Raw genomic sequence first — 25068 nt, 5'->3', positions numbered from 1 at the left:
GCCTCAGCGCACTCCCCCGCGCCGCCGCAGTCCGAGCGAGCCCCGGTCCGCCGCGCGGGCGAGCTCCTTGCCGGGCTGGCCGGCGGCCTGGACCAGGCCCAGTTCCCCCGCCAGCGACCACAGCGCCTGCTTCACCGTCGACTTGGCGTCGAGTTCGTGGAGGCGGCCGGCGTCGACGACCGCCGCGAGTTCCTTGAAGTTGGCCGGGACGGCGACGCCCGCCATCCGCGTGCCGGTGATCTTCTGGACGAGGGGCGGCTGGATCTCGCTGGTGCGGTGGTGGCGGTTGACGAGGGTGACGGTCTCCTCGGCCTTGCGGACCTGGAGCCGTTCCCACATCCGTACGGTCCGTTTGGCGGCGCGGACCGCGACCACGTCCGGGGTGGTGACGAGGAGCGCCGTGTCGGCCATCTCGATCGCGGCGGCGTTGGCGCTGTCGAGCCGGGAGCCGCAGTCGAGGACGACGACCTCGTGGCGGCCGCGCAGGGCGCTGACGACCTGCCGGGCGGCGCGGTCGGTGACCTCCTCGCCGCGTTCGCCCTCCGCCGGGGCGAGGAGCAGCGAGAGGCCGGTCTCGTGGACGTACACGGCGTCCTGGAGGACGCGCGGCGAGATGTCAGCGATCGACGCGAGGTCGGCGACGGAGCGGCGGAACTGGACGTCGAGGTACGAGGCGATGTCGCCGCTCTGGAGGTCCATGTCGACGAGGGCGACGCTGCGTCCGGAGGCGCGGGCGGCGAGGGCGAGGTGGACGGCGGTGACGGTGGTGCCGACGCCGCCCTTGGCGCCGCTGACGGTGACGACGGTGCCGCCGGGGCCGGTGGCGAACTGCTCGGCTCCCGCGCCGAGGTGGCGGCGGACGCCCAGGGACCACTGGGCGGCGGCCTGGACGCGGCTGGCGAGTTCCTCGTAGCCGAGGGGGAGGGTGACGAGGCCCCGGGCGCCGGAGTCCATGGCGGCGGAGAAGAGGACGGGGCTGGCGTCGGCGGTGATGAGGACGACGCCGACGGCGGGGAAGCGGAGGGCGACCTCGCGGACGAGTTCGAGCGCAGGAACGGGCCCGATGCGCTCGTGGACGAGGACGACCTCGGGGAGTTCGTCGAGGGAGGCGGCGGCGAGCCGCGCGAGGGTGTCGACGAGCTGGGTGGAGTCGGTGACCGGCTGGGCGGGTTCGGCGTCGGGGAGCTGGCTGAGCAGCGTACTGACGGACCGGGCCGCATCGGGGTCGCCGACGGCCGGCAGGATCCTGGTGGTCATCCGGCCTCACTTGTCCTTGTCGAGCGTGTAGGTGCGGTCGCCGCCCGGGGTGGCCGGGGAGCCGGCCGTGGACGGGGCGACGAGGGCGAGGCGTACGTGCTCGGCGAAGGACTCGGCGTACGCGACGCGCTGGGTGTCGAGGGTGGAGAGCGCGAAGGTGATGGGGACGGCGGAGGTGGCGCGGTCCCCGCGGTCGGAGCGGGCGGAGACCGGGGTGAGCTGGCCGACGTCGAGGACGCGGGCGCCGGTGACGATCAGCCGGGACTGGTCGGGGTCGCCCTTCTTCTCGCCGGCGAAGGTCGCGTAGATGTTGACGGTGGCGCCGGGGTTGATCTTGCCGGCGACGCCGGCGGCGGCGTCGACCATGATCGCGATCTCCTGCTCTCCCGGACGGAGCTGGGGGCGCTCGACGATCATGTCGGTCTGGAGGAGGGAGCCGGCCTTGAGTCTGTTGACGGCGATCCTGCCCTCGATCTGGCGGAGGTCGGTGACGGCGGTCTCGGAGAGCCAGCGTTTCGGCATGGAGATCTTCTCGAACTGGTTCGCGCTCAAGGCCTTGTAGGGCGCCACGTCCTCCTTGACCCGGTACGCGGTGGTCTCCGGGCCGACCTTGGAGTTCACGTCGCTGATGACGGCGAGGACACCGGCGAACGCGCCGAGGGCGCACAGGACGGAGAGCAGCAGCAGGATCACGCCGCGGCGCTGGCGGGAGTTCATGGCCGTACTTCCTCGGTCGGAGACGTGGGGCGGTGGCAGGAGCAGTGGCGGTGCGCGGGACCGCTCACGGCAGTGCGGCGCGGGCCGAGCGGACGCCGGGGCCGAGGGCGCGGGCGTGCGCGCCCGCCTGCGCGCCGGGCCCGAGCGCGCGGGTCCCCGGGTCCGGAGGGGCTGGTGGGGCCAGTGGGGCGGCGCAGAAGCCGCAGCGGTCGCCGATGAGTTCCATCCCGCACCAGTGGCAGGTCTCGCGGCGTACCGAGGCGACGAGCTGGTAGAGGACGGGCAGGTCGGGCAGGTACGCGGCGAACTCGACGAGCTTGCCGGTGCCCCACCAGCCGGGCGAGGACGCGGGCAGCGGCGCCTCGTGCACGGGTCCGGGGATCCGCCACCGGGGTACGAGGGTGCTGGTCGGCCAGTCGGTCTGGAGCTGGCCGCGGGCGAGGAGGAGTTCGGTGGCGAACTCCGGTCCGGAAAGGTGCCCTTCCCCTCCACCGAGCCGCACGATCTGCGGCGTCGGTCCGGCGAGGACGGCGAAGTGGGCGCCGGGGAGCCAGCCCTTGAGGTGGGAGCCGAGGCTGACGGGGACGCGGTCGAGCCGGGAGACGGAGCCGAGGACGGCGCCGGCGTAGATGTAGTGGGCGAGCAGCCGGGCGGCGGAGGCGAGGACTCCGGGGCTGAAGTCGCAGCCGGCGAGCTGCCGCAGCTGGCGGACGAGGACGGCCGCGCCGAGGGGCGGCAGGTCGGTCCTGACCAGGGCGATCCGGTCGCTCTCCAGGAGGGCGCGGACGGCGTGCAGGCGGTGTTCGACGGCGGCCGGTGCGGCGGTGGGGCAGACGACGACCACGTGTCCGTACCGGGCGAGGAGTTGCTGCATGTCGGCGAGGGAGGCGTCGAGCGACCGGCTCTCGGGGGGCGGGAGCAGGGCGGCCTGCGGGGTCCCGGGGTCGGTCGGTGGCAGCACCAGGTCGGCGCTGGTGACGGCGATCGCTGTCGACACGTCGGACCCCCCGTCCCCTCCGGCCTCCGGTGCCCCGGGGGCCGCGGATCACCTACCGCGTTCGCGGCGTCACCGCAGGGTGTCGCCGTCTCTGCACCTTATCCACGTCCCGTGGGGTGGTGAACACACAATCCGCCAAGCTGCCGCCATTTATCGCGACCTCCGCCGTCGCAGTGCCCGGGGTCCGGCCGAACGCCGTTCGGTGCCAGGGGTATTGACAACGCGATTGGTCTGGACCAACTTGTTGCGACAGCGGTGGCCACCGTCCGCACCACCTCCCCACCCCCTCCGTACGACGACGTACGGCACCTCCACATCCCCAACTCCCCCACCGGAGGATGCACGTGGACCGCACCACCACCCGTCCGCACGGACGCCGCACGGACGGACGCCGTCTGCTCGGCGGAGCCCTCGCGCTCGCCGTCGGCTCCGGGCTCGTCCTCGTCGGCGGAGCCGGCACCGCACAGGCGGCCGACGTCAACGTCGCCAAGAACGCCGGGTTCGAGAACGGCCTCACCAACTGGTCCTGTTCCGCCGGGAGCGGCGCCGCCGTCTCCTCGCCCGTCCACACCGGGACCGGCGCGCTCAAGGCCACCCCGGCCGGTCTCGACTACGCCCAGTGCGCGCAGACCGTGGCCGTGAAACCCAACTCGACGTACACGCTGAGCGCCTGGGTCCAGGGCGGCTACGCCTACCTCGGCGCCACCGGCACCGGAACCACCGACGTCTCCACCTGGACTCCCGACAGCCCCTCCTGGAAGCAGCTCACCACCACCTTCACCACCGGCGCGTCCACCACGTCCGTGCAGATCTGGACCCACGGCTGGTACGGCACCTCCCCCTACCTCGTCGACGACGTGAGCGTCTTCGGGCCCGACGGGGGCGGCGGCCAGGACCCCGCCCCGACCGCCCCGGCCACCCCGGCCGGCCTCGCCGCCGGCACGGTCACCAGCAGCTCCGTCGCCCTCAGCTGGGGCGCGGTCAGCGGCGCCACCGCCTACAAGGTGTACCGGGACGGCGCCAACCCGCAGACGGTCACCGGCACGTCGACCACCGTCACCGGGCTCACCGCCGACACCGCGTACCAGTTCCAGGTCTCCGCGACGAACTCCGCGGGCGAGTCCGCGAAGTCCGCCGCCGTGTCCGCCCGTACGGCCAAGGCCACCGACCCGGGCCCCGGCCCGGCCGTGCCCAAGCACGCCGTCACCGGCTACTGGCAGAACTTCGACAACGGCGCCGCGAAGCAGAAGCTGCGGGACGTCCAGGCCGCGTACGACATCATCGCCGTCTCGTTCGCCGACTCGACGGCCACGCCCGGCCAGATCGCCTTCAACCTCGACCCGGCCGTCGGCTACGCCTCCACCGCCGACTTCAAGGCCGACGTCGCGGCCAAGAAGGCCGCCGGGAAGTCCGTGATCCTCTCGGTCGGCGGCGAGAAGGGCAACGTCACCATCAACAGTGACGCCACCGCCACCGCCTTCGCCGACAGCGCGTACGCCCTGATGCAGGAGTACGGCTTCAACGGGATCGACATCGACCTGGAGCACGGCGTCAACGCCACGTACCTCACCAAGGCGCTGCGCCAGCTCTCCGCCAAGGCGGGCTCCTCCCTGGTCCTGACGATGGCCCCGCAGACCATCGACATGCAGAACACGAGCTCGGAGTACTTCAAAACCGCGCTCGCCGTGAAGGACATCCTCACGGTGGTCAACACCCAGTACTACAACAGCGGTTCGATGCTCGGCTGCGACGGCAAGGTCTACAGCCAGGGCTCGGTGGACTTCCTCACCGCGCTCGCCTGCATCCAGCTCCAGGGCGGCCTCGACCCGTCGCAGGTCGGCCTGGGCGTCCCCGCCTCCACGCGGGGCGCGGGCAGCGGCTACGTCGACCCGCAGGTCGTGAACAACGCGCTCGACTGCCTCACCAAGGGCACCGGCTGCGGCACCTTCAAGCCGGCCCAGACCTGGCCGTCGCTGCGCGGCGCCATGACCTGGTCGACCAACTGGGACGCGACGGCCGGCAACGCCTGGTCGAACGCGGTGGGCCCGAAGGTGCACGGCCTGCCGTAGCGGCACCCCGGAGGCCCGCGCAGCGCCGCCGCTCCCCCGGCGGCGCTGCGCCGTTCCCCCGGGCGGGCCTCAGACGGGCCTCACGCGGGCAGGTAGTGGCGCAGCACCGGGTCGAGCAGACGGATCCAGTCGTCGACCCGGGCGGCCCGGCGGCCGTCGACCTCGCAGTCGTAGGACGAGCCGTCGTAGAGGGTGACGGCGACGCGCAGCACCCGGCCGCGCCGGATGCGCTCGTACCGTACGGCCCCGACCTCGGCCCAGAGGAAGTCGGCCTCCTCGCCGAAGAAGTGCAGGGACACCCCGCTGCCGTCGACGGCGATGCCGGAGTTCCGGTCGGCGGCGGCGAACTCCGGCGCGGGCGGCGGCGGGGCGAAGGGCGGCGGGGGTACGTAGAGGGTGGCGGGATGCTGCGGTACGGGATGCGGTACGGGGACGGGTACCGGTACGGGGGCGGGTACGGCGTCCTGGACACCGGCGGTCCGCGCGGGCAGCGCGTGGGCGGGCGGGGACGGCACTGCGGCGGCGGGCGCGGGCATGGGTACGGGTACGGGCCTGGCGTCAGCGGGCGCGGGCGCGGCGTCAGCGGGCGCGGGTACGGCGTCAGCGGGCACGGACGCGGCGTCAGCGGGCGCGGGCGCAGGCGCAGGCACCGCGTCGACGGGCACCGGGACCGCGTCGGCAGGGGTCGCTTCAGGCACCTGGGCAGGCGGGACCGGCGGGCCCGCCGGAGCCACCCGGGGGTCCGGCACCGCCGTCGGCGTCCCCGCCAGTTCGTCCATGATGGCGTCCGGCGTGGGCCGTTCGGCCGGGTCCTTGGCGAGGCAGCGCCCCACGAGCCCGCGCAGCGCCTCCGGTACGGCGCCGAGGTCGGGGGCCTCGTGCACCGACCGGTACATGAGCCCCATCGGCGTCCCCTCCCCGAAGGGCTTCCCGCCGGCCGCGGCGACGAGGACGGCGCCGAGCGCGAAGACGTCGGCGGCGCCGGTGACCTCCTCGCCGAGGGCCTGTTCGGGGGCGAGGTAGCCGGGGGTGCCGAAGGCGTTGCCGGTGGCGGTGAGCCGGGTGGACTCCAGGGCGCGGGCGATCCCGAAGTCGAGGACGCGCGGCCCGTCGGAGGCCATGACGATGTTGCCGGGCTTGAGGTCGCGGTGGACGAGCCCGCAGGCGTGGATCGCCTCCAGGGCCTCGGCGAGCGCGGCGCCGAGCGAGCGGAGCCGGGCCTCGTCCATGGGGCCCTGGGCGGTGAGGAGTCCGGAGAGGGTGGGCCCGGGGATGTAGGCGGTGGCGAGCCAGGGGGCCTCCGCCTCGGGGTCGGCGTCGACGACCTGGGCGGTGTGGAATCCGCCGACCTGCCGGGCCGCGGCGACCTCGGCGCGGAAGCGGGCGCGGAAGGACGGGTCGGAGGCGAGTTCCGGCCGGGCGACCTTGACGGCGACGGCGCGCCCGCCGCGCGATCGGGCCAGATAGACGGTGCCCATGCCGCCTTCGCCTAGCTTGTGCTCGATGACGTATCTACCGATGACAGTCCCCACGCGGGACAGTATGGCCGAACTCCCCATCTTGACCGGTCCATGACATAGCCGGACCATGTGGCCGAACAGTCACACGCCCGGGAAGCAGCAGCTGTCAGGCAGTCACACACCCGGGCATCCGCACGACTCGGCACGGTCGCACTCCCCCACACTCCCCACCCAGGAGACAGCATGCGACGTCCCACCCGCGGCAGAAGGTCCGCCACCCTCGCGGCCCTCGTGGCGTTCGCCCTCGCGGCGCCCCTCTCCGCCCTCACCACGCCCGCCGGGGCCGACCCGGCGCCGACCGCCGCCCGCATCGCGTCCGGGGCCGAAGAGGTGATCCGGCAGTACGAGATCGCCGGACCGGCCACCCCGGCCGCCCGCACCGCGCTGACCGCCACCGGCGTCTCGATCGACGAGGTCGACGCCCGCACGGTCGTCGTCAGCGCCAACACCGAACAGCTGGCCCGCCTCAAGGCCCTCGGCTACGCGCCGATCGCCCTGCCCGCCCCGCCGAACCGCAGCATCGAGGGCGACAAGACGACCGGCCCGCTCGACTTCCCCTCCGCCGACGCGAAGTACCACAACTACGCCGAGACGAACGCGGAGATCGACCAGCGCCTCGCCGCCTACCCCTCGATCATGCGCAAGCAGGTCATCGGAAAGACGTACCAGGGCCGGGACATCGTCGCCATCAAGGTCAGCGACAACGTCGCCACCGACGAGAACGAGCCCGAGGTCCTCTTCACCCACCACCAGCACGCCCGCGAGCACCTCACCGTCGAGATGGCGCTCTACCTGCTGCGCGAACTCGGCGCGGGCTACGGCACGGACTCGCGGATCACCAACATGGTGAACAGCCGCGAGATCTGGATCGTCCCGGATCTCAACCCGGACGGCGGCGAGTACGACATCGCGAGCGGCTCGTACCGCAGCTGGCGCAAGAACCGCCAGCCCAACTCCGGCTCCTCCTACATCGGCACGGACCTCAACCGGAACTGGGACTTCAAGTGGGCCTGCTGCGGCGGCTCCTCCGGTACGAAGAGCTCCGAGACCTACCGGGGCGCGGCTCCCGAGTCGGCCCCCGAGGTGAAGGTCGTCGCCGACTTCGTACGCTCCCGGGTGGTCGGCGGGAAGCAGCAGATCACGGCGGCCATCGACTTCCACACGTACAGCGAGCTGGTCCTCTGGCCCTTCGGCTGGACCACGTCCGACACCACCACCGGCATGACCCAGGACGACCGCGACGCCTTCGCGACCGTCGGCCGGTCGATGGCGGCGAGCAACGGCTACACGCCCGAGCAGTCCAGCGACCTGTACATCACGGACGGCTCGATCGACGACTACCTGTGGGGCACGCAGAAGATCTTCGCGTACACCTTCGAGATGTACCCGACGTCGTCCTTCGACGGCGGCTTCTACCCGCCCGACGAGGTCATCGAGCGCGAGACGAGCCGCAACCGCGACGCGGTCCTCCAGCTCCTGGAGAACGCGGACTGCATGTACCGCTCGATCGGCAAGCAGGCGCAGTACTGCGCGGCCTGACGGCCCGTGGGTGAAGGGGTGCCCCGGCCGCGCCACGGCCGGGGCACCTCTTCGTCCGGTCTCAGCCGAGGACCGCGAGCGCGTCGATCTCGATGAGGAGGCCGGCGGGGAGGCCGACGTAGACGGTGGTGCGGGCGGAGGCGGGGGCCTTGAGGTCCTGCTCCTCGAAGTACTGGTTGTAGATCTCGTTCATCTCGGCGAAGTGGTCCACGTCCGTCAGGTAGACGCGCATCATCATCACGTCGTCCCAGCTCGCGCCGCCCTCCTCCAGGATCGCCTTGACGTTGGCGAAGGTCTGGAGGGTCTGCTCGCGCAGGGTCGGGCCCGCGACCGTCGGGGCCTGGCCCTCGACGGCGGGCAGGAAGCCGACCTGGCCGGCGACCTGGAGGATGTTGCCCTTCCGCACGCCGTGCGAGAACTTCGCGGGCGGGGCGGTGTGGGTGGCGGGGGTGATCGCGGTCTTCTCGCTCATGCGCTGTCCTTCGTAGCGGGTTCGCCGGAGTACTCGCGGCTGATGGCGTCCGCGGTGCTGCGCACCTGCGGGAGGAGGGTGAGGAGTTCCTCGGCGGTGACGACCACGTTCGGCGCCGAGACCGACATCGCGGCGACGACCCGCCCGTCGGCCCCGCGGATGGGCGCGCCGACGCAGTTGATGGACTCCTCGTGGCCGCCGAGGTCGGTGGCCCAGCCCTGTTCGCGCACGGTCGCCAGCTCCTTGAGGAAGGCGGCGGCGTTCGGCGTCGAACGGGGCGTGTACGGGGGGTAGTCGAGCTTCGCGGCGATCGCGCGGCGCTCCGCCTCGGGCAGGTCGGCGAGGAGCAGCTTGGCGACGGCGGCGACGGTGATCGCGACGGGCTTGCCGATGCGCGAGTACATGCGGACCGGGTAGCGGGACTCGACCTTGTCGATGTAGACGACCTCGCCCTCCTCGTACACCGCGAGGTGGACCGTGTGCCCGGTCCGCTCGTTGAGGGCGACGAGGTAGGGGTGGGCGATCTCGCGGACGTCGAGGTTCTCGACGGCCTCCTGCGCGAGCGCGAACAGCCGGGCGCCCAGGCGGTAGCGCTGGTCCTGCTGCCGGTGGACGAGCCCGTGCTCGTGGAGCGTGCGCAGCAGCCGCAGGGCCGTGGACTTGTGCACGCCGAGCCGCTCGGCGACCTGCCCGAGGTCGGCGGGTCCCTGGGCGAGCAGCGGCAGGATGCTGAGCGCCCGGTCGACGGTCTGGCTCATGGCGTACGTACCTCCTGGTCGTCCCCCGTCCAGCCGGGGCCGAGGTGAAGTGTGCCCCAGGCGGCGGCGTCGAGCGCCGCGAGGCGGTCGGCGTGGCCGCGGCGGGGCGGGACGGCGAAGTCCCCGGGGACGGTGAGCGCGGCGGCGGCCGCGAGGTGCCCGTGCCGGAGCCGGGTCCTCATGTCGAGACCGCGGAGGGTCGCGGAGAGGAACCCGGCGGCGAAGGCGTCGCCGGCGCCGACGGAGGAGACGACGTCGACGCGGGGCGGGCGTTCGAGGTGGCCCACGCCATCGGCGTCCTCGATGTCCGCGAAGGACTCGGGACGGCGGTCGGCGACATAGGCTCCGCCCTTGCCGAGCTTGACGACGAGGACCTCGGGCCCGTCGATGAGGTCGGAGACGGCCCCGGTGCCCTTCAGGCCCCACAGCGCCTTCGCCTCGTCCGCGCCCACGAAGACGACGTCCGCCCGCCGCGCGAGTTCGAGGAGCACCTCGGGGGCGTTGCCGTCGCGCCACAGCCCCGGCCGGTGGTTCACGTCGAACGACACGAGCGGCCGTCCGGGGCGCGGGGCCGTGAGGTCCCGCAGAAGGGCCAGGCAGTCCGGCGAGAGCGCGGCGGTGATGCCGGTGACGTGGAGGATCCGGGCGTCGGCGACGGAGGCGTACGGGACGGTCGCGGGCGACATCGCGGAGGCGGCGGAACCGGCCCGGTAGTAGACGACCTCGTGCGCGTCGGTCGCCCGGTCCTCGTCGGTACGGAAGTAGACGCCGGTCGGCCGGTGCGGGTCGCGTCCGACGGCCCCGACGTCGACGCCGTGCGCCGCGATCGTCTCGACGAGGTGGTCGCCGAAGCCGTCGCACCCGACGCGCCCGACCCACCGGACCCGGTGCCCGGCCGCGGCGAGGGCGCAGGCGACGTTGGACTCGGCGCCGCCGATCGCGCGGGTGAAGGAGGGGACGTCGGCGAGGCGGCCCGGCCGGGTGGGCAGGAAGGTCACCATGGACTCGCCGAGGCAGACGACGTCCGGGGCCGCGACGACGGGCGCCGGTCCGCTCACGATCGCGCTCCCTCGCACTCGTACGGGTCCATTGACCCGGCCTTGGCCCGGATGTTAGACAGCCATCAGCACCATGCGCAATGAGCGTTGCACATCCCGCAACGCCCACGATGAGGAGGCCTCATGCCCGACCTGGCGAACGAGCGCGTCGACCACCGCTTCAAGGCCCTGCCCCCGGACGCCGAGGGCCTGACCGTCGGCGAACTCTCCGCCCAGCGGCGCAACCTCTTCACCGGCGGCTACACGACCCCGGTCCTCGCCCTCTCCGCCGAGTCCGTCGAGCACAACCTCCGCCTCCTGGAGACGTACGCCGAGCGCCACGGCCTCGCGTTCGCCCCGCACGGCAAGACCTCCATGGCCCCCCAGCTCTTCGACCGGCAGCTGGAGCACGGCGCCTGGGGCATCACCGCCGCCGTCCCCCACCAGGCCCGCGTCTACCGCGCCCACGGCGTCGCCCGGATCTTCCTGGCCAACGAGGTCGTCGACCCGGTCGCGCTGCGCTGGCTCGCCGCCGAACTCGACGCCGACCCCGCCTTCCACCTCATCTGTTACGTCGACTCCGTGCGCGGCGTCGAGCTGATGGACGAGGCCCTGCGCGCGGCGGGCGCGTCCCGCCCCGTGGACGTCGTCGTCGAGCTGGCCGCCGGCGCGACCGGACGGACCGGCGTACGGACCGAGGCGGAGTGCGCGGCCGTCGCCGACGCCGTCGCGGCCACCGACACCCTGCGGCTCGTCGGCGTCGCCGGGTACGAGGGCACGATGCCCGGCGCCGACGCCGACAGCGTCCGGGAGTGGCTGCGGCGGCTCGTCTCGCTCGCCGCCGACTTCGACAAGGCCGGCCGCTTCGACCCCGCCATCGGCGAGATCGTCGTCAGCGCGGGCGGCAGCGAGTGGTTCGACACGGTCGCCGAGGTCTTCGCGGAGATCCCCGACCTCTCCCTCCCGGTCCTCAAGTTGCTGCGCTCCGGCGCGTACGTCTCCCACGACGACGGCCAGTACCGCAACCGCACCCCCTTCAACCGGATCCCCGAGGAGGGCGCGCTCCAGCCCGCGTTCCGGCTCTGGTCGCAGGTCGTCTCCCGGCCCACCGACGGGCAGGCCTTCACCAACGCGGGCAAGCGGGACGCCGCCCACGACCTGCACCTCCCGGAGGCGCAGGTCGTCCGCGACGCCCGCACGGGCGAGATCCGCGCCGCGGAGGGCATCACCGTCACGGGCCTCTCCGACCAGCACACCTGGCTCGCCACCGAACCGGGCGCGGATCTGGAGGTCGGCGACTGGGTGGGGATGGGCCTGTCCCACCCCTGCACGATCTTCGACAAGTGGCAGCTGATCCCGGTCGTCGAGGCGGACGGCACGGTGGTCGACCACATCCGCACGTTCTTCTGATCGGCGGAGGGGGCCGGAGCGATGGATCTCGTCTTCCGTGACGCGGAGGTCGTCGACGGCAGCGGCGGCGACTCCTACCGGGCCGACGTCGGCATCGAGGACGGCCGGATCGTCTCCATCGTCAAGGAGGCCGCGGCGGCCGGCTGCCAGCGCCCGACCGCCCGCCGCGTCCTGGACGCCGAGGGCCTCGCCCTGGCCCCCGGTTTCATCGACATGCACGCCCACAGCGACCTCGCGCTGCTCCGCGACCCGGACCACAGCGCGAAGGCCGCGCAGGGCGTGACCCTGGAGGTCCTGGGCCAGGACGGACTGTCGTACGCCCCCGTCGACGACCGCACGCTCGACGAGGTCCGCCGGGCGATCACCGGCTGGAACGGCGACGGTGCGGACGTCGACTTCGACTGGCGCACGGTCGGCGGGTACCTGGACCGGCTCGACCGGGGGATCGCGGTCAACGCCGCGTACCTGGTCCCCCAGGGCACGGTCCGCATGTACGCGATGGGCTGGGAGGACCGACCGGCGACGGAACCCGAGCTCGACCGCATGCGGCAGCTGGTCGCCGAAGGCCTGGAGCAGGGCGCGGTCGGCATGTCCTCCGGCCTCACCTACACCCCCGGCATGTACGCGCCGGACTCCGAGCTCACCGCGCTGTGTCGGGTCGTCGCCGAGCACGGCGGCTACTACTGCCCGCACCACCGCTCGTACGGGGCGGGGGCGCTGCGCGCGTACGCGGAGATGGTGGCGCTCACCCGGGAGGCGGGCTGCGCCCTGCACCTGGCCCACGCCACCATGAACTTCGACGTCAACGAGGGCAGGGCCCCGGAGCTCCTGGCCCTCCTCGACGAGGCCCTCGACGGCGGCGCCGACATCAGCCTCGACACGTACCCGTACACCCCGGGCAGTACGACCCTGCTCGCGCTGCTCCCGAGCTGGGCGAGCGAGGGCGGCCCGGAGGCGGCCCTGTCCCGCCTCCGGGACGACGCGACGGCCGAACGCATCCGGCACCACCTGGAGGAACTCGGCTCGGACGGCTGCCACGGGGTGCCGGTCGACTGGACGACGATCGAGGTCTCGGGCGTCACGGACCCGGCCCTGACGGACCACGTGGGCCGCCGCGTGGACGGCTGGTCCACGGCCCGCCGGCTCCTCCTCGACGACCGTCTCGGCACGACGATCCTCCAGCACGTGGGCCACGAGGAGAACGTCCGGACGATCATGCGGCACCGGGTGCACACGGGCGGCTCGGACGGCATCCTCCAGGGCCGCAAGCCGCACCCGCGCGCGTACGGCACGTTCCCGGAGTACCTGGGGCGGTACGTGCGCGAGCTCGGCGTCCTCTCCCTGGAGGAGTGCGTCGCCCACCTCACCTCCCGCCCGGCGTCCCGCCTCCGCCTCCCGGACCGGGGTCTGGTGAAGGAGGGGTACGTGGCGGACCTGGTCCTCTTCGACCCGACGACGGTCGCGTCGGGAGCGACGTACGAGAACCCGCGCACCCTCCCGGTGGGCATCCCGCACGTCCTGGTCGACGGAAGGTTCGTCATGGAGGACGGACGGAGGACGGACGTACTGGCGGGCCGCTCAGTCCGAAGAACCGAGCTCCGCTGAGTCGGGAACCACCGCGGGGCGTGGACCGCTCGTGCGCTGGGGCGGGACGGCGCCTTCTCCGACATCCCCGGCTCCGGGGGGCCACGGCTCCCGCCGCACCCACACGAGCCCGACCACCAGCACCGCACCCGCAAGCACGAACCCGTACCACGGCGTGTGCCCCGACGGCTGCGTCTCGTACACGAGCGCCGCCGACAGCACGGCAAGGACCTGCCCCGCCCGCCCCCGCCACGCGACCGCCGCGGCGACGACCGTCCCCCACAGCAGGTACCACGGCTGCACCATCGGCGAGAGCGCCACGAGCGCGACCAGCGAGAGCCCGAGCCCGAGGACGGGGTCGAGACGGCCCCGGTACGCCCGCCAGGCGAGTGCCGCGATGACCGCGAGGGCCGCGAGCAGCCCCACCTTCTGCACGAGGGCCTTGACCGGGTCCGGGTCGTCGGCGACGAGCAGCCCCAGGCCGAGGCCCACGTCACTGGTGAGGGACAACGGCGTATGGATGGCCGCGGCCACGCTCTGCGTCCGCAGCCACCCGAACCCCGTCCCGGCCAGTACCGACGCCCCCGCCGCCACCGCCCCCGCGACGGCCCCGGGCAGGACGAGTCCCTTCAGCAGACCCCGTACGCCTCCGCCGCGCGCGAGGAGCACGCCGATGAAGAGCAGGGCGACCGCCGCCGGTGACTTGATCATCATCGCGAAGCCGACGAGGACGCTGCCGAGCACCCACCGCCCGCGCGTGGCGAGCAGGACGCCGCCGAGCATGAGGCCGATCATGAGCCCGTCGTTGTGCATGCCGCCGACGACGTGGACGAGGAGCAGCGGGTTGAGGGCGGCGAGCCAGAGCGCACCTCCGCCGCCGCCGAATCCCCGTACCGCCCAGACGATGAGGGCGAGCGCGCCGAGGGCGACGAGCCGCAGGCCGAGGACGGCGGGCACGACCGCCCCGCCGGTCAGCTTCACGACCCCCGCGGCGAGGAGCAGGAAGGCGGGCCCGTACGGGGCGGGGGTGTGGGTCCAGTTCCCGCCGACGCTCGCCGCCGCGTCGGCCCCGAGGTCGCCGGGGCCGAGAACCGACGGCCCGGCCCCGTACACGTCGTGGCCTTCGAGGACCATCGCGCCCTGGGCGATGTAGCTGTAGACGTCGGCGCTGTGCAGCGGCGGGGCGAGGAGCAGCGGTGCGGTCCAGCAGGCGAGGGTCGCGAGGACCCCGTCCCGCAGGCCGCGGGCGAGGAGGACGCCGTACCGCCACCAGGCGGCGACGAGCAGGGTCAGGCCGAGGGTCGCGAGGACCGCGCCGGCCACCTCGACCGCCGACCCGCGCGGCTCCCAGAGCCCCCAGCCGCCGCGTACCGGCAGCGTTCCGGCGGCCCAGCCGCCCACGGCGACGGCGAGCGCCCCGCCCGCACCGAGCCACCGACATCCGGAAGCACTGAAAACCCACATGACGGGCCAACCTATCCCGACACCCGGAAGCCCTCCCACACCCCGTTGTGGGCATGCGTTCCGCCGGGGCGGAACGGGTGGGCACAACGGACGGCGCCCTTGCCGGCGCCAGAGGCTCCCGCGCCCGAACCCGCACCACGTCGTGCGGCGCCGCTGGGGTGCGGGCCCAGGCGCGGAACGCGTAGGCGCCGCTGAAGGGCGCCGTGCAAGGCGGCGCGGCCCGGCGCCCGCTACCTCGGCCGCTTGCTCGCGCCCCGCCCCTTCCCCGGCTTGGTCGGGCGGCCGCCGTCCGGGACGGTGGCGGTGGCGGACGGGCCGGCCGTCGGCGAGGCGGCCGAGGAGGCCGGGGCGGCGGTCGCGGTCCCGGACGGAGCAACGGTGGCCGTGGTCTTCGCGAGGGGCGACGCGGACGGATGCGTACCGCCGGGCACGGACGTGGCGCCGCCGCCCGAGGAGGTCGAAGAGTCCGAGCCGCCCGACGTCCCGTCGGACGGGTCGGCCTGGATCATCGCGGGCGGCCCGTCCGCCCCGCCCTCGACGGAGGGCCGCGGGCCGCCGCCCTTGCCGAGGCCGCCGGCGAGCAGCGCGGCGGCCAGGCCGAGGACGGTGACGCCGCCACCGGCGAGCAGCCACACCGCTCCGCGGCCCCGGCGTGCGGGGGCGTGGCGGCGGCGGGCGCGCCGGGGTCCGGCGGCGCCGGGGTCGTGGTGGCTCATGGCCCGGATTGTAAGGAGCACGACACCGTCGATGCGATCCGGGTCACACCTCGCCCCGCCCGTCCCGCTGTCCGACGTGTCCCAAAACACCCCGCGTCGCGGCCGAGGTCGCCGTAAGCTCTCGTCATGCAGGTGATCCAGTCCACGAAGCTCGCCAACGTCTGTTACGAAATCCGGGGTCCGGTGCTCGAAGAGGCGATGCGGCTCGAAGCCGCGGGTCATCGCATCCTCAAGCTGAACACGGGCAATCCGGCCGCCTTCGGCTTCGAGTGTCCGCCCGCCATCCTGGAGGACGTGCTCCGCAACCTCTCCGAGGCGCACGGTTACGGGGACGCGAAGGGGCTGCTCTCGGCCCGTCGGGCGGTGATGAGCCACTACGAGACGAAGGGCATTCCGCTCTCCGTCGAGGACATCTACCTCGGCAACGGCGTCTCGGAGCTGATCCAGATGTCGATGCAGGCGCTGCTCGACGACGGCGACGAGGTCCTCGTCCCGGCCCCGGACTATCCGCTGTGGACGGCCTCGGTCTCGCTCGCGGGCGGTACGGCCGTGCACTACCGCTGCGACGAGCAGGCGGACTGGATGCCGGACCTCGCGGACATCGAGCGGAAGATCACCGACCGCACCAAGGCGATCGTGATCATCAACCCGAACAACCCGACGGGTGCCGTCTACGACGACGAGATGCTGCGCTCGCTGACGGAGATCGCCCGCCGTCACAACCTGGTCGTCTGCTCGGACGAGATCTACGACAAGATCCTCTACGACGGCACGACGCACACCCCGACCGCCGCGATCGCCCCCGATCTCCTCGTCCTCACCTTCAACGGGATGAGCAAGAACTACCGGGTGGCCGGTTTCCGCTCCGGCTGGCTCGCGGTCTGCGGCCCGAAGCACCACGCGTCCTCGTACATCGAGGGCCTCACGATCCTCGCCAACATGCGCCTCTGCGCGAACATGCCGGCGCAGCACGCGGTGGCGGCCGCGCTCCAGGGCCGGCAGTCGATCGAGGACCTGGTGCTGCCGGGCGGGCGGCTGCTCGAGCAGCGGGACACGGCGTACGAGCTGCTCACGCAGATCCCGGGCGTGACGTGCGTGAAGCCGAAGGGCGCGCTGTACCTCTTCCCGCGCCTCGATCCGAACGTCTACAAGATCAAGGACGACCGGCAGATGGTCCTGGACCTGCTGCGGGCCGAGAAGATCATGGTCGTGCACGGGACGGGCTTCAACTGGCACGAGCCCGACCACTTCCGGATCGTCACACTGCCGGCGGCCGCGGACCTGGCGGACGCGGTGACCCGGATCGGCCGGTTCCTGGACGGCTACAGCCAGCCGTAGCCCACCACTCCGGACGACTCCGGACGATGCTCAACTTTAGACCGAATCTAAGCTAGGATGGCCCCAGAGCAACCGCTGGAGGCCATCCCCATGTACGAACCGATCCGCACCAAGTCGGTCCACCGGATGGCCGACGACGCCCAGGACGCGTACCCGCACCGCTCCCGCGAGGAGGAGCTGGACATCCAGCTCGCAGGACACCTCGCCGCCCTGCTCGCCGTCACCGACGAGCTGGGCGACACGGAGGCCGGCGAGCTCATCGCCCGGCAGGTGGCGCGGCTGCGCGGCGCACCCCCCGCGCGGCACGCCGGTCTGACCGGCTCGTCCGCGCAGGACCTGCACCGCAGGGCGCACGCCCTCGCGGGCCGCGCACTGGTCGTCGCCGCCTCCCGGGCCGACACGGCCGCCGCGATCCTCGCCGCCGGGCGCATGGACGCGCACACCGCGGCGCTGGCCGCCGGGGACACCACCCTGGTCGCCGCCCCCTGACGGCCCCGGTCCGCGCGGCACGAACCGCGCGGACCGGGCGCCACCCAACAGGGCGGCGCCGCACACCCCCCGGTACACCCCGCTCCGGTTCGGTAACGGGATCGCTCCTTCACCCCCCGTACACCCAACTCCCCCTGGAATGTGGGTTTCCGCGAGCACGCTGCCCGCGTGAGACGCATCCTGGGAATCGTCCTGGCCGTCCTGCTCCTCGGCGGCGTGGCCGCCGTCCTCGTGACGGGCGGCGACAAGGACACGGGCACGGCAACGAAGACCGTGCGAGGAGTCATCGGATCGGAGAAGGCCGAGTTCTTCGCCGATCCGCAGGTGGTGAAGGCCCTGGCCGACAAGGGCTTCACCGTGAACACCGAGACCTCCGGGTCCTGGGACATGGAGGAACTCCCCCTCGACGGCTACGACTTCGCCTTCCCGTCCTCCAAGGGGCCGGCCGACGAACTCCGCGCCAAGGCGCAGGCGAAGACGAAGGACAAGGCGGCCTCCGCCCCGCTGCGGCCCTTCTACTCGCCGCTCGTCGTCGTCGCGCACAGCGCCGCCGCCCAGGTCCTCGCCGGCAACGGCCTGGCGACCCTGGGCCCGCGCGGGACGAGCGGCACCCTGAAGATGGACGCCTACCTCGCGGCGGCCCGCGCCGACCGGACCTGGCAGCAGCTGAAGGGCTCGGGCGGACACGCCGAGCTGAGCGGCACCCTCTTCATCACCTCCACCGACCCGGTCGCCTCCAACTCCGGCGCCCTCTACCTCGCCGCCGCGAGCTACGTCGCCGACGGCGGGCGGGTCGCGGGAGACAAGGCCGCCGTCACCCGCACGGCCCCGCTGATGCGCAAGCTGGTGCAGGTGCAGGGCGCCCAGCAGTCCGGCTCGGACGCGCCCTTCCGGGACTTCGTCAGCGGCGTCGGCAACCCGCTCGTCCTCGTGTACGAGTCGCAGGTCGCCGCCCAGCTGCTCGCCGGCCGGCCCATGGGCGACCTGGTCGTCCTCTACCCGGACACCACGGTCAACAGCGACCACACCCTCGTACCGCTCACCGAGAACGGCCGGAAGCTCGGTGAACTCCTCTCCACCGACCCCGAGTTGCGCAAGCTCGCGGTCCGCCACGGCTTCCGCCCGCAGGGCGCGGCGAGCGAGTTCACCGCCGCGACCGACGGCCACACCGAGTACCTCAACCAGACGCTGACCGGAGTCCGCCAGGCGCCCGTGCCCACCAGCAAGGTGCTGCACGAGATGGCGCTGCGGGCCCGCGACCAGGGGGACACCGCATGACCACGCCCGGAGATCCGAGAAGAACGATGGCCCTGACACCGCCCGAGCAGGACACCCCGCTCGTCCTGACCCCGCCCGAGCCCGTCCCCGCCGTCCGCGCCGAGCAGGCCTCGGGCCTGGTGCCGCTGGACGAGTCGGTCCGTACGGAGATGTCCCGCCGGGCCGTCGAGTACGTCGGCTCGCTGTCCGGACTCGACCCGCGCTCCCCCGAGTTCGCCGGCCGCATCGGCGAGATCACGGCGCTCGGCGCGGGCGAGATGCGCTCCGCCGCCCAGCAGTCGAACCGGATGCTGGACCGCACGATCCGCTCCCTCGGCGAAGGCACGGGCGGCGACGCGCAGGCCCGGGTCGGCTCCTCCCTCGTCGAACTCCGGCGCACGGTCGAGGACCTGGCCCCCCAGGACACCCCCGGCAAGGGCTTCAAGGGCCTGCTCTCGAAGCTGCCCGGCGGGAACAAGCTGCGCGACCACGTCGCCAAGTACGCCTCCTCGCAGGCCACGCTGAACCGGATCGTCGACGCGCTGCGCAACGGCCGGGACGAACTGCGCCGGGACAACGCCGCGTTGCAGACCGAGCGGGCCCGGCTCTGGGAGACCATGGGCAAGCTCCAGGAGTACGCGGTGCTCACCGACGCCCTCGACGCGGCCGTGGAGGAGCGCATCGCCCTCACGCCCGACCCGGGCCAGGCGGACGCGCTCCGCGCCGACGTCCTCTTCCCGGTCCGGCAGAAGCACCAGGACCTGCTGACCCAGCTCGCCGTCTGCGCCCAGGGCTACCTGGCGATGGACGTGGTCCGCCGGAACAACGACGAGCTGATCAAGGGCGTGGAGCGGGCGGCGACGACGACCGTGTCGGCGCTGAAGATCGCGGTGATGCTCGCCTCCGCGCTCGAGAACCAGCGGAAGGTCACCGAGCAGGTGAAGGCGCTGCGCTCGACGACCGAGGACATCATCCGGCGCAACGCCGAGGCGCTCGAAGGCCAGGCGGGCGAGATCCAGCAGATCGCGGCGGACCCGGCGGTGGGCGCGGAGACGCTCCGCATCGCCTTCCAGCAGATCTACCGGACGCTCGACGCCATCGACACGTACAAGGTGCAGGCGACGGAGTCGATGGCGGCGACGGTCGAGTCGCTGACGGCCGAACTCCAGGAGGCGAGCGCCCACCTGGCACGCAGCCGCCGCACCGGCTCCCTGGAGGGCGGCCCCGCATGAGAACCCGCACCCTGGCCCGCGCGGTCGCGGGCCTGGCCCTCACCGTCCTCGCCACCGCCTGCTCCGGCGGCGGCGAGGAGGGCGAGCGTCCCGAAGCGCAGAACACGGAGTACAGGACCGGAACCCTCCGGGTCCTCGCCTCCTCCGAGCTCGCCGACATGGCCCCCGTCCTCGACGAGGCCGCCAAGGCGACCGGGGTCACCGTCCGCCCCACCTACGCAGGCACCCTCGACGCCGTCGAGCGCATCGCGTCCGGCGAGGCGGACAAGACGTACGACGCGGTCTGGCTCTCCTCGAACGACTACCTCCGGCTCCGCCCGGACACGGCGAAGAAGATCACCAACGAGACGCCGATCATGACCTCGCCGGTGGCGCTCGGCGTGCGGCCCGCCGCCGTCGCCCGGCTCGGCTGGAACCCGGCGAAGGTGACCTGGTCGCAGCTGCACCGGGCCGTCGCCGACGGAAAGCTGACGTACGGCATGACGGATCCGAAGCGCTCCAACTCCGGCTTCTCCGCGCTCGTCTCGGTCGCCTCCGGCCTGTCCGGCGCCCAGTCGGCCCTCACCGAGCAGGACGTCGCCAAGGCCACCCCGAAGCTCAAGGAGTTCTTCACCGGCCAGAAGCTGACCTCGGGCTCCTCCGGCTGGCTCGCCACCGCCTACGCCCGCCGCACCGACGTCGACGCGCTCGTGAACTACGAGTCCGTGCTGCTGTCCGCGCCCGAGAAACTGACCGTGATCCGCCCGTCCGACGGGGTCGTGACCGCCGACTACCCGCTCACCCTGCTCACCTCCGCCCGCCCCGAGGCGAAGGAGGCGGCGGGCCGGCTCACCACCTGGCTGCGCACCCCCGACGCCCAGCGGCGGATCACCGAGACGACCCTGCGCCGCCCGGTGGCCGTCGGCGTCCGCCCGGCCTCGGCGCTCGCCCGGGACGCGCGCCGCGAGCTGCCGTTCCCGGGCAGCCGGGCCGTCGCCGACGGTCTGCTCGACGCATACGACAACACCCTGCGCAGGCCCTCCCGCACGGTGTACGTGCTCGACACCTCGGGCTCCATGGGCGGTGAGCGGCTCGACCGGCTGAAGTCGGCGCTCGCCGAGCTGACCGGCGACTTCCGGGACCGGGAGGAGGTGACCCTGATGCCCTTCGGCTCCTCGGTGAAGCAGGACGAGGTCCGTACGCACACGGTCGACCCGGCCTCCCCGAAGGCGGCGCTCGACGCGATCCGCGCCGACGCCGGGAAGCTCTCGGCCTCCGGCGGCACCGCGATCTACTCCAGCCTCCAGGAGGCGTACAAGTACCTGGGCAAGACGCCGTCCGACACCTTCACCTCGGTCGTCCTGATGACGGACGGGGAGAACACCGACGGCGATCCGGCGGCCGCCTTCGACACCTTCTACCGCTCCCTCCCGGCCGGGCAGCAGCACACGCCGGTCTTCCCGATCCTCTTCGGGGACTCCGACCGGGGCGAGCTCGACCACATCGCGAGCCTGACCGGCGGAAAGCTCTTCGACGCCACGAAGGGTTCGCTCGACGGCGCCTTCGAGGAGATCCGTGGCTACCAGTGACCGCCTCCTCCGGTACGCCGAGTCCCGCAAGAACCTGCCCGGCAGCGTCCTCGGCCTGGTCGGCGTCGGAATCACCCTCACCGGCGCAGCCGGCGGCCTGTGGCCGCTGGTGGTCGGCGGTCTGTACGCGGCGGGGGCCCTCATCGCCCCGCCCGAGCGTCCCGACACCCCGCACTTCCCGGACGCGGACGAGCAACTCGACGCCCTGCGGGTCGACTTCGCGACCCTCCTCGACTACCTGGTCGAGGTGGAGCTGCCACCGGCCACCCGCGAGAAGCTCAGCGCACTCGACACCCTGATCGAGGCCCTGCTCGAACCGGGCTGGGTGAGCGACCCGGACCACCTCCACGTCCTGGCCCGCGCGGTGCGGCAGGACATCCCGGAGGCCGTCGACACCTTCGTACGGACACGGTGGTGGTCGCGGTTCACGCCGGGCGCCGAGCCCCCGGAGCAGCACCTTGAGCGTCAGCTGTCGGTGCTGCACGAGGAGATGTCCGGCATCGCCGACGCGCTCCGGCAGGCGGAGGCGATCCGCCAGGAGATCCACACCCGGTACCTGGAGGAGCGCGGACCGTGATCAGTTATGTTCCGCGCATGACATTCTCCGAGCGCACCACATCCCGCCGCACGGTCCTCACCGCGCTGGCCGCCGCCGCCACGGCGGGCGCCCCGCTCGTCGGCCAGCTCGCCGGTGCCGCACCGGCGTACGCCACCAGCGAGAACGACCAGTACGTCAGCAACACGGATCTCTACACCAGCACGGAACGCCCCGTCGTCGAGGGCACCGACTACGGCCGCCGCTTCCGGCGCCACGAACAGTTCGACGGCTATCTGTCCAAGGTGGGCGCCTACACCGCGAAGACGGCGATCCTGGCCATCCACGGCGGCCAGATCGAGCGGGGCACCTCCGAACTCTGTCTGGCGATCGCCGGATACGACCCGTCCGACGCGAACAAGACCGCGCTGCTCCCGACGGTCCACGACTACTGGATGTTCGAGGGCATGCGCTCGTTTAACAACAGCGAGCTGCACGTCACCTCGGTGAACTGCGACGACCACGTCGCGAGGGCGCTGGCCGCGAGCCACCTGAACACGCTGAGCCTGCACGGCTGCCAGTACAACAAGCTCGGCATTCCGGAGACCATGATCTGGCCCTCGCAGTCGGACCCGAAGCTGGTCGTCGTCGGCGGTCTCGACAAGACCTTCCGGGAGGCACTGGCGTACGAGCTGAACAACGCCGGGTTCCCCGCGCTCGACGCCCTCTCCGACGAGTGGCGGGGCCGTTACAACCTGCCGGACTTCGACGGTGCGACCACGAACAACATCTGCAACCGGACGATGACCGGTGCGGGCGCCCAGCTGGAGATCACCGAGGACATGCGTCGGTCCCTCTTCGGCCCCCTGCCGACGGACTTCGACAACAAGAGCGGCCGGATCGCGACCTGGAACAACCCTCGCTTCCTCGGCTTCCGTGACGCCTGCCGCCGGGCCATCGCCACCGCCGAGGCCGGCCAGAAGATCCTCTGATCCTCCGGGACATGCGCCGGCCCCCGGGGCCTGAGGGGGCTCCGGGGGCCGGTTGCGTCGTGATGGACCGTCGTGACCCCACTGGTCAGGGCGGTGTTTCGGGGCAGCCCACCACGAGTTCGGGAGGGACTAGCCGAGGCGCTCCACGAGCGCGTTGTACTGGTCCCACAGCTCCTTCGGCGTGTGGTCGCCGAAGGTGTTCAGGTGGTCGGGGACGAGGGCGGCCTCTTCGCGCCACACGTCACGGTCCACCTTGAGGAGGAACTCCAGGTCCTCGGCCGGCAGGTCCAGGCCCTCGGTGTCCAGGGACTCCGGGGTCGGCAGGATGCCGATCGGGGTCTCGACGCCCTCGGCCTTGCCGTCGAGGCGCTCGACGATCCACTTCAGGACGCGGCTGTTCTCGCCGAAGCCGGGCCAGACGAACTTGCCGGCGTCGTTCTTGCGGAACCAGTTGACGTAGTAGATCTTCGGGAGCTTCGACGCGTCGGCGTCCTTGCCCACCTTGATCCAGTGCGCCATGTAGTCGCCCATGTTGTAGCCGCAGAACGGCAGCATGGCGAAGGGGTCGCGGCGCAGCTCGCCGACCTTGCCCTCGGCGGCGGCGGTCTTCTCGGAGGCGACGTTCGCACCGAGGAAGACGCCGTGGTTCCAGTCGAAGGACTCGGTGACCAGCGGGACGGCGGAGGCGCGGCGGCCGCCGAAGAGGATCGCCGAGATCGGCACGCCCTTCGGGTCCTCCCACTCCGGCGCGATGATCGGGCACTGCCCGGCCGGGACGGTGAAGCGGGCGTTCGGGTGGGCGGCCGGGGTCTCCGAGTCCGGAGTCCAGTCGTTGCCCTTCCAGTCGATGAGGTGCTTGGGCGCCTCTTCGGTCATGCCCTCCCACCACACGTCGCCGTCGTCGGTGAGCGCGACGTTCGTGAAGACGGAGTTGCCCCACATGGTCTTCATGGCGTTGGCGTTGGTGTGCTCCCCGGTGCCGGGCGCGACGCCGAAGAAGCCGGCCTCGGGGTTGATCGCGTAGAGGCGGCCGTCCTCGCCGAAGCGCATCCAGGCGATGTCGTCACCGATGGTCTCGACCGTCCAGCCGGAGATCGTGGGCTCCAGCATCGCGAGGTTGGTCTTGCCACAGGCCGACGGGAACGCGGCGGCGACGTACTTCGCCTCGCCCTGCGGCGGGGTGAGCTTGAGGATCAGCATGTGCTCGGCGAGCCAGCCCTCGTCACGCGCCATGACGGAGGCGATACGGAGCGCGTAGCACTTCTTGCCGAGCAGGGCGTTGCCGCCGTAGCCCGAGCCGTACGACCAGATCTCGCGGGTCTCGGGGAAGTGCGAGATGTACTTGGTGGTGTTGCAGGGCCACGGCACGTCGGCCTCGCCCTCGGCGAGCGGCGCGCCGAGGGTGTGGACGGCCTTGACGAAGAAGCCGTCGGTGCCGAGCTCGTCGAGGACGGCCTGTCCCATGCGGGTCATGGTGCGCATGGAGACGGCGACGTACGCGGAGTCGGTGATCTCGACGCCGATGGCGGAAAGCGGGGAGCCGACCGGGCCCATGCAGAAGGGCACGACGTACATGGTGCGGCCGCGCATGGAGCCGCGGAAGATGCCCTTCTCGCCGGCGAAGATGTCCTTCATCTCCGCGGGGGCCTTCCAGTGGTTGGTCGGGCCCGCGTCCTCCTCCTTCTCGGAGCAGATGAAGGTCCGGTCCTCGACGCGCGCGACGTCGGACGGGTCGGAGGCGGCGTAGTACGAGTTCGGGCGCTTGACCGGGTCGAGCTTCTTGAAGGTCCCCTTGGCGACGAGCTCCTCGCACAGGCGCTCGTACTCGGCCTCGGATCCGTCGCACCAGACGATGTTGTCCGGCTGAGTGATCTCGGCGATCTCGGTCACCCAGGAGATGAGCTCCTGGTGCTGGGTGGGAAGGGGAGCCGCGTTGTCGCGCGCCACGATTGCTCCTTGTTGAGGGGTTTTTTAGATGTCTGCCCCGTGGGGGCTGCGACCCGGATGCGTCGTAGCTGCTCATCCGGTGCCGACCGCACTCATTTGATCATCCGACGGATTCGCCCATATGTCCAGGGGGGTGCACACGTGAGCATCGCCACTCATATCCGGTACCT

Annotated in this window: 21 protein-coding genes; 11 read left to right on the top strand and 10 right to left on the bottom strand. The window is 72.5% G+C overall.

Translation table 11 applies throughout. The features are described 5' to 3' along the window. Positions 1 to 3 precede the first annotated feature (3 nt). The 3 genes from SVTN_RS24310 to SVTN_RS24300 form a co-directional block, all read right to left on the bottom strand. A complete protein-coding gene (locus SVTN_RS24310; protein WP_041131007.1) occupies positions 4 to 1257 on the bottom strand; it encodes a CpaE/TadZ family protein in 1254 nt (417 codons plus the stop codon). Positions 1258 to 1263: 6 nt separating this feature from the next. Continuing rightward, a complete protein-coding gene (cpaB, locus tag SVTN_RS24305; protein ID WP_041131006.1) occupies positions 1264 to 1974 on the bottom strand; it encodes a Flp pilus assembly protein CpaB in 711 nt (236 codons plus the stop codon). Positions 1975 to 2038: 64 nt separating this feature from the next. Continuing rightward, positions 2039 to 2971, bottom strand: a complete 933-nt coding sequence (locus SVTN_RS24300; protein WP_245727618.1) for a hypothetical protein — start codon at positions 2969 to 2971, stop codon at positions 2039 to 2041. Positions 2972 to 3309: 338 nt separating this feature from the next. Between SVTN_RS24300 and SVTN_RS24295 the strand changes: the two genes are divergently transcribed. Beyond that, positions 3310 to 5040, top strand: coding sequence for a chitinase (locus SVTN_RS24295; protein ID WP_099055226.1), 1731 nt, complete (start codon positions 3310 to 3312; stop codon positions 5038 to 5040). Positions 5041 to 5120: 80 nt separating this feature from the next. Here the strand turns inward: SVTN_RS24295 and SVTN_RS24290 are convergent, their stop codons facing one another. Next, positions 5121 to 6518 (bottom strand): serine/threonine-protein kinase, encoded by a 1398-nt coding sequence (locus SVTN_RS24290; protein ID WP_063782279.1) that lies wholly within the window; start codon positions 6516 to 6518, stop codon positions 5121 to 5123. 225 nt (positions 6519 to 6743) lie between these two features. On the opposite strand from SVTN_RS24290, the gene SVTN_RS24285 reads away from it, so the two are divergent. After that, entirely contained in the window at positions 6744 to 8099 is a 1356-nt protein-coding gene (locus SVTN_RS24285; protein WP_041131003.1) for a M14 family metallopeptidase, read from the top strand. Positions 8100 to 8160: 61 nt separating this feature from the next. On the opposite strand, the gene SVTN_RS24280 is transcribed toward SVTN_RS24285, so the two are convergent. From SVTN_RS24280 to SVTN_RS24270, 3 genes are read right to left on the bottom strand one after another with little or no spacing between them, the layout of a single operon-like run. Beyond that, a complete protein-coding gene (locus tag SVTN_RS24280) occupies positions 8161 to 8571 on the bottom strand; it encodes a RidA family protein (protein WP_041131002.1) in 411 nt (136 codons plus the stop codon). Further along, complete coding sequence (locus SVTN_RS24275; protein ID WP_041131001.1) at positions 8568 to 9329, bottom strand: IclR family transcriptional regulator; 762 nt, start codon at positions 9327 to 9329, stop codon at positions 8568 to 8570. The genes SVTN_RS24280 and SVTN_RS24275 overlap by 4 nt, the downstream gene beginning before the upstream one ends. After that, complete coding sequence (locus tag SVTN_RS24270; protein ID WP_041131000.1) at positions 9326 to 10387, bottom strand: sugar kinase; 1062 nt, start codon at positions 10385 to 10387, stop codon at positions 9326 to 9328. Before SVTN_RS24270 ends, SVTN_RS24275 begins: the two co-directional genes overlap by 4 nt. A gap of 123 nt (positions 10388 to 10510) precedes the next feature. Between SVTN_RS24270 and SVTN_RS24265 the strand changes: the two genes are divergently transcribed. Both SVTN_RS24265 and SVTN_RS24260 read left to right on the top strand, forming a co-directional pair. Next, positions 10511 to 11776, top strand: coding sequence for an alanine racemase (locus SVTN_RS24265; protein ID WP_041130999.1), 1266 nt, complete (start codon positions 10511 to 10513; stop codon positions 11774 to 11776). Between the two features lie 21 nt (positions 11777 to 11797). Then, positions 11798 to 13381 carry an N-acyl-D-amino-acid deacylase family protein gene (locus SVTN_RS24260; RefSeq protein WP_041130998.1) on the top strand — a complete coding sequence of 528 codons (1584 nt, stop codon included), beginning with the start codon at positions 11798 to 11800 and terminating at the stop codon, positions 13379 to 13381. Here the strand turns inward: SVTN_RS24260 and mptB are convergent. Continuing rightward, positions 13355 to 14824 carry a polyprenol phosphomannose-dependent alpha 1,6 mannosyltransferase MptB gene (gene mptB, locus SVTN_RS24255; protein ID WP_052499281.1) on the bottom strand — a complete coding sequence of 490 codons (1470 nt, stop codon included), beginning with the start codon at positions 14822 to 14824 and terminating at the stop codon, positions 13355 to 13357. The two genes, SVTN_RS24260 and mptB, sit on opposite strands and share 27 nt — an antisense overlap. A gap of 230 nt (positions 14825 to 15054) precedes the next feature. Further along, positions 15055 to 15540: a hypothetical protein gene (locus SVTN_RS44370; protein WP_041130997.1), complete on the bottom strand. Its 486-nt coding sequence runs from the start codon at positions 15538 to 15540 to the stop codon at positions 15055 to 15057. A 126-nt stretch (positions 15541 to 15666) separates the two neighbouring features. Between SVTN_RS44370 and SVTN_RS24245 the strand changes: the two genes are divergently transcribed. From SVTN_RS24245 to SVTN_RS24215, 7 genes are all read left to right on the top strand, one after another. After that, complete coding sequence (locus SVTN_RS24245) at positions 15667 to 16878, top strand: pyridoxal phosphate-dependent aminotransferase (protein ID WP_030693207.1); 1212 nt, start codon at positions 15667 to 15669, stop codon at positions 16876 to 16878. A gap of 90 nt (positions 16879 to 16968) precedes the next feature. Continuing rightward, on the top strand, positions 16969 to 17367 hold the full coding sequence (locus tag SVTN_RS24240; protein WP_041130996.1) for an SCO4983 family protein: 399 nt from the start codon (positions 16969 to 16971) through the stop codon (positions 17365 to 17367). A 141-nt stretch (positions 17368 to 17508) separates the two neighbouring features. Next, on the top strand, positions 17509 to 18645 hold the full coding sequence (locus SVTN_RS24235) for a hypothetical protein (protein WP_174518282.1): 1137 nt from the start codon (positions 17509 to 17511) through the stop codon (positions 18643 to 18645). After that, positions 18642 to 19856: a toxic anion resistance protein gene (locus SVTN_RS24230; protein ID WP_425429000.1), complete on the top strand. Its 1215-nt coding sequence runs from the start codon at positions 18642 to 18644 to the stop codon at positions 19854 to 19856. Before SVTN_RS24235 ends, SVTN_RS24230 begins: the two co-directional genes overlap by 4 nt. Then, positions 19853 to 21424: a substrate-binding and vWA domain-containing protein gene (locus SVTN_RS24225; protein WP_041130994.1), complete on the top strand. Its 1572-nt coding sequence runs from the start codon at positions 19853 to 19855 to the stop codon at positions 21422 to 21424. Before SVTN_RS24230 ends, SVTN_RS24225 begins: the two co-directional genes overlap by 4 nt. Further along, complete coding sequence (locus tag SVTN_RS24220; protein ID WP_041130993.1) at positions 21411 to 22001, top strand: hypothetical protein; 591 nt, start codon at positions 21411 to 21413, stop codon at positions 21999 to 22001. Before SVTN_RS24225 ends, SVTN_RS24220 begins: the two co-directional genes overlap by 14 nt. Before the next feature lie 17 nt (positions 22002 to 22018). Beyond that, positions 22019 to 22951 carry a poly-gamma-glutamate hydrolase family protein gene (locus SVTN_RS24215; protein WP_041130992.1) on the top strand — a complete coding sequence of 311 codons (933 nt, stop codon included), beginning with the start codon at positions 22019 to 22021 and terminating at the stop codon, positions 22949 to 22951. Positions 22952 to 23080: 129 nt separating this feature from the next. Here SVTN_RS24215 and SVTN_RS24210 read toward each other — a convergent pair whose 3' ends face one another. Continuing rightward, positions 23081 to 24898, bottom strand: a complete 1818-nt coding sequence (locus SVTN_RS24210; RefSeq protein WP_041130991.1) for a phosphoenolpyruvate carboxykinase (GTP) — start codon at positions 24896 to 24898, stop codon at positions 23081 to 23083. Positions 24899 to 25068 lie beyond the last annotated feature (170 nt).

The organism is Streptomyces vietnamensis (assembly GCF_000830005.1).
GTDB lineage: Bacteria > Actinomycetota > Actinomycetes > Streptomycetales > Streptomycetaceae > Streptomyces > Streptomyces vietnamensis.
The sequence above is the reverse complement of the archived record's forward strand: the minus strand, read 5'-3'. Positions and strand labels throughout refer to the sequence as shown.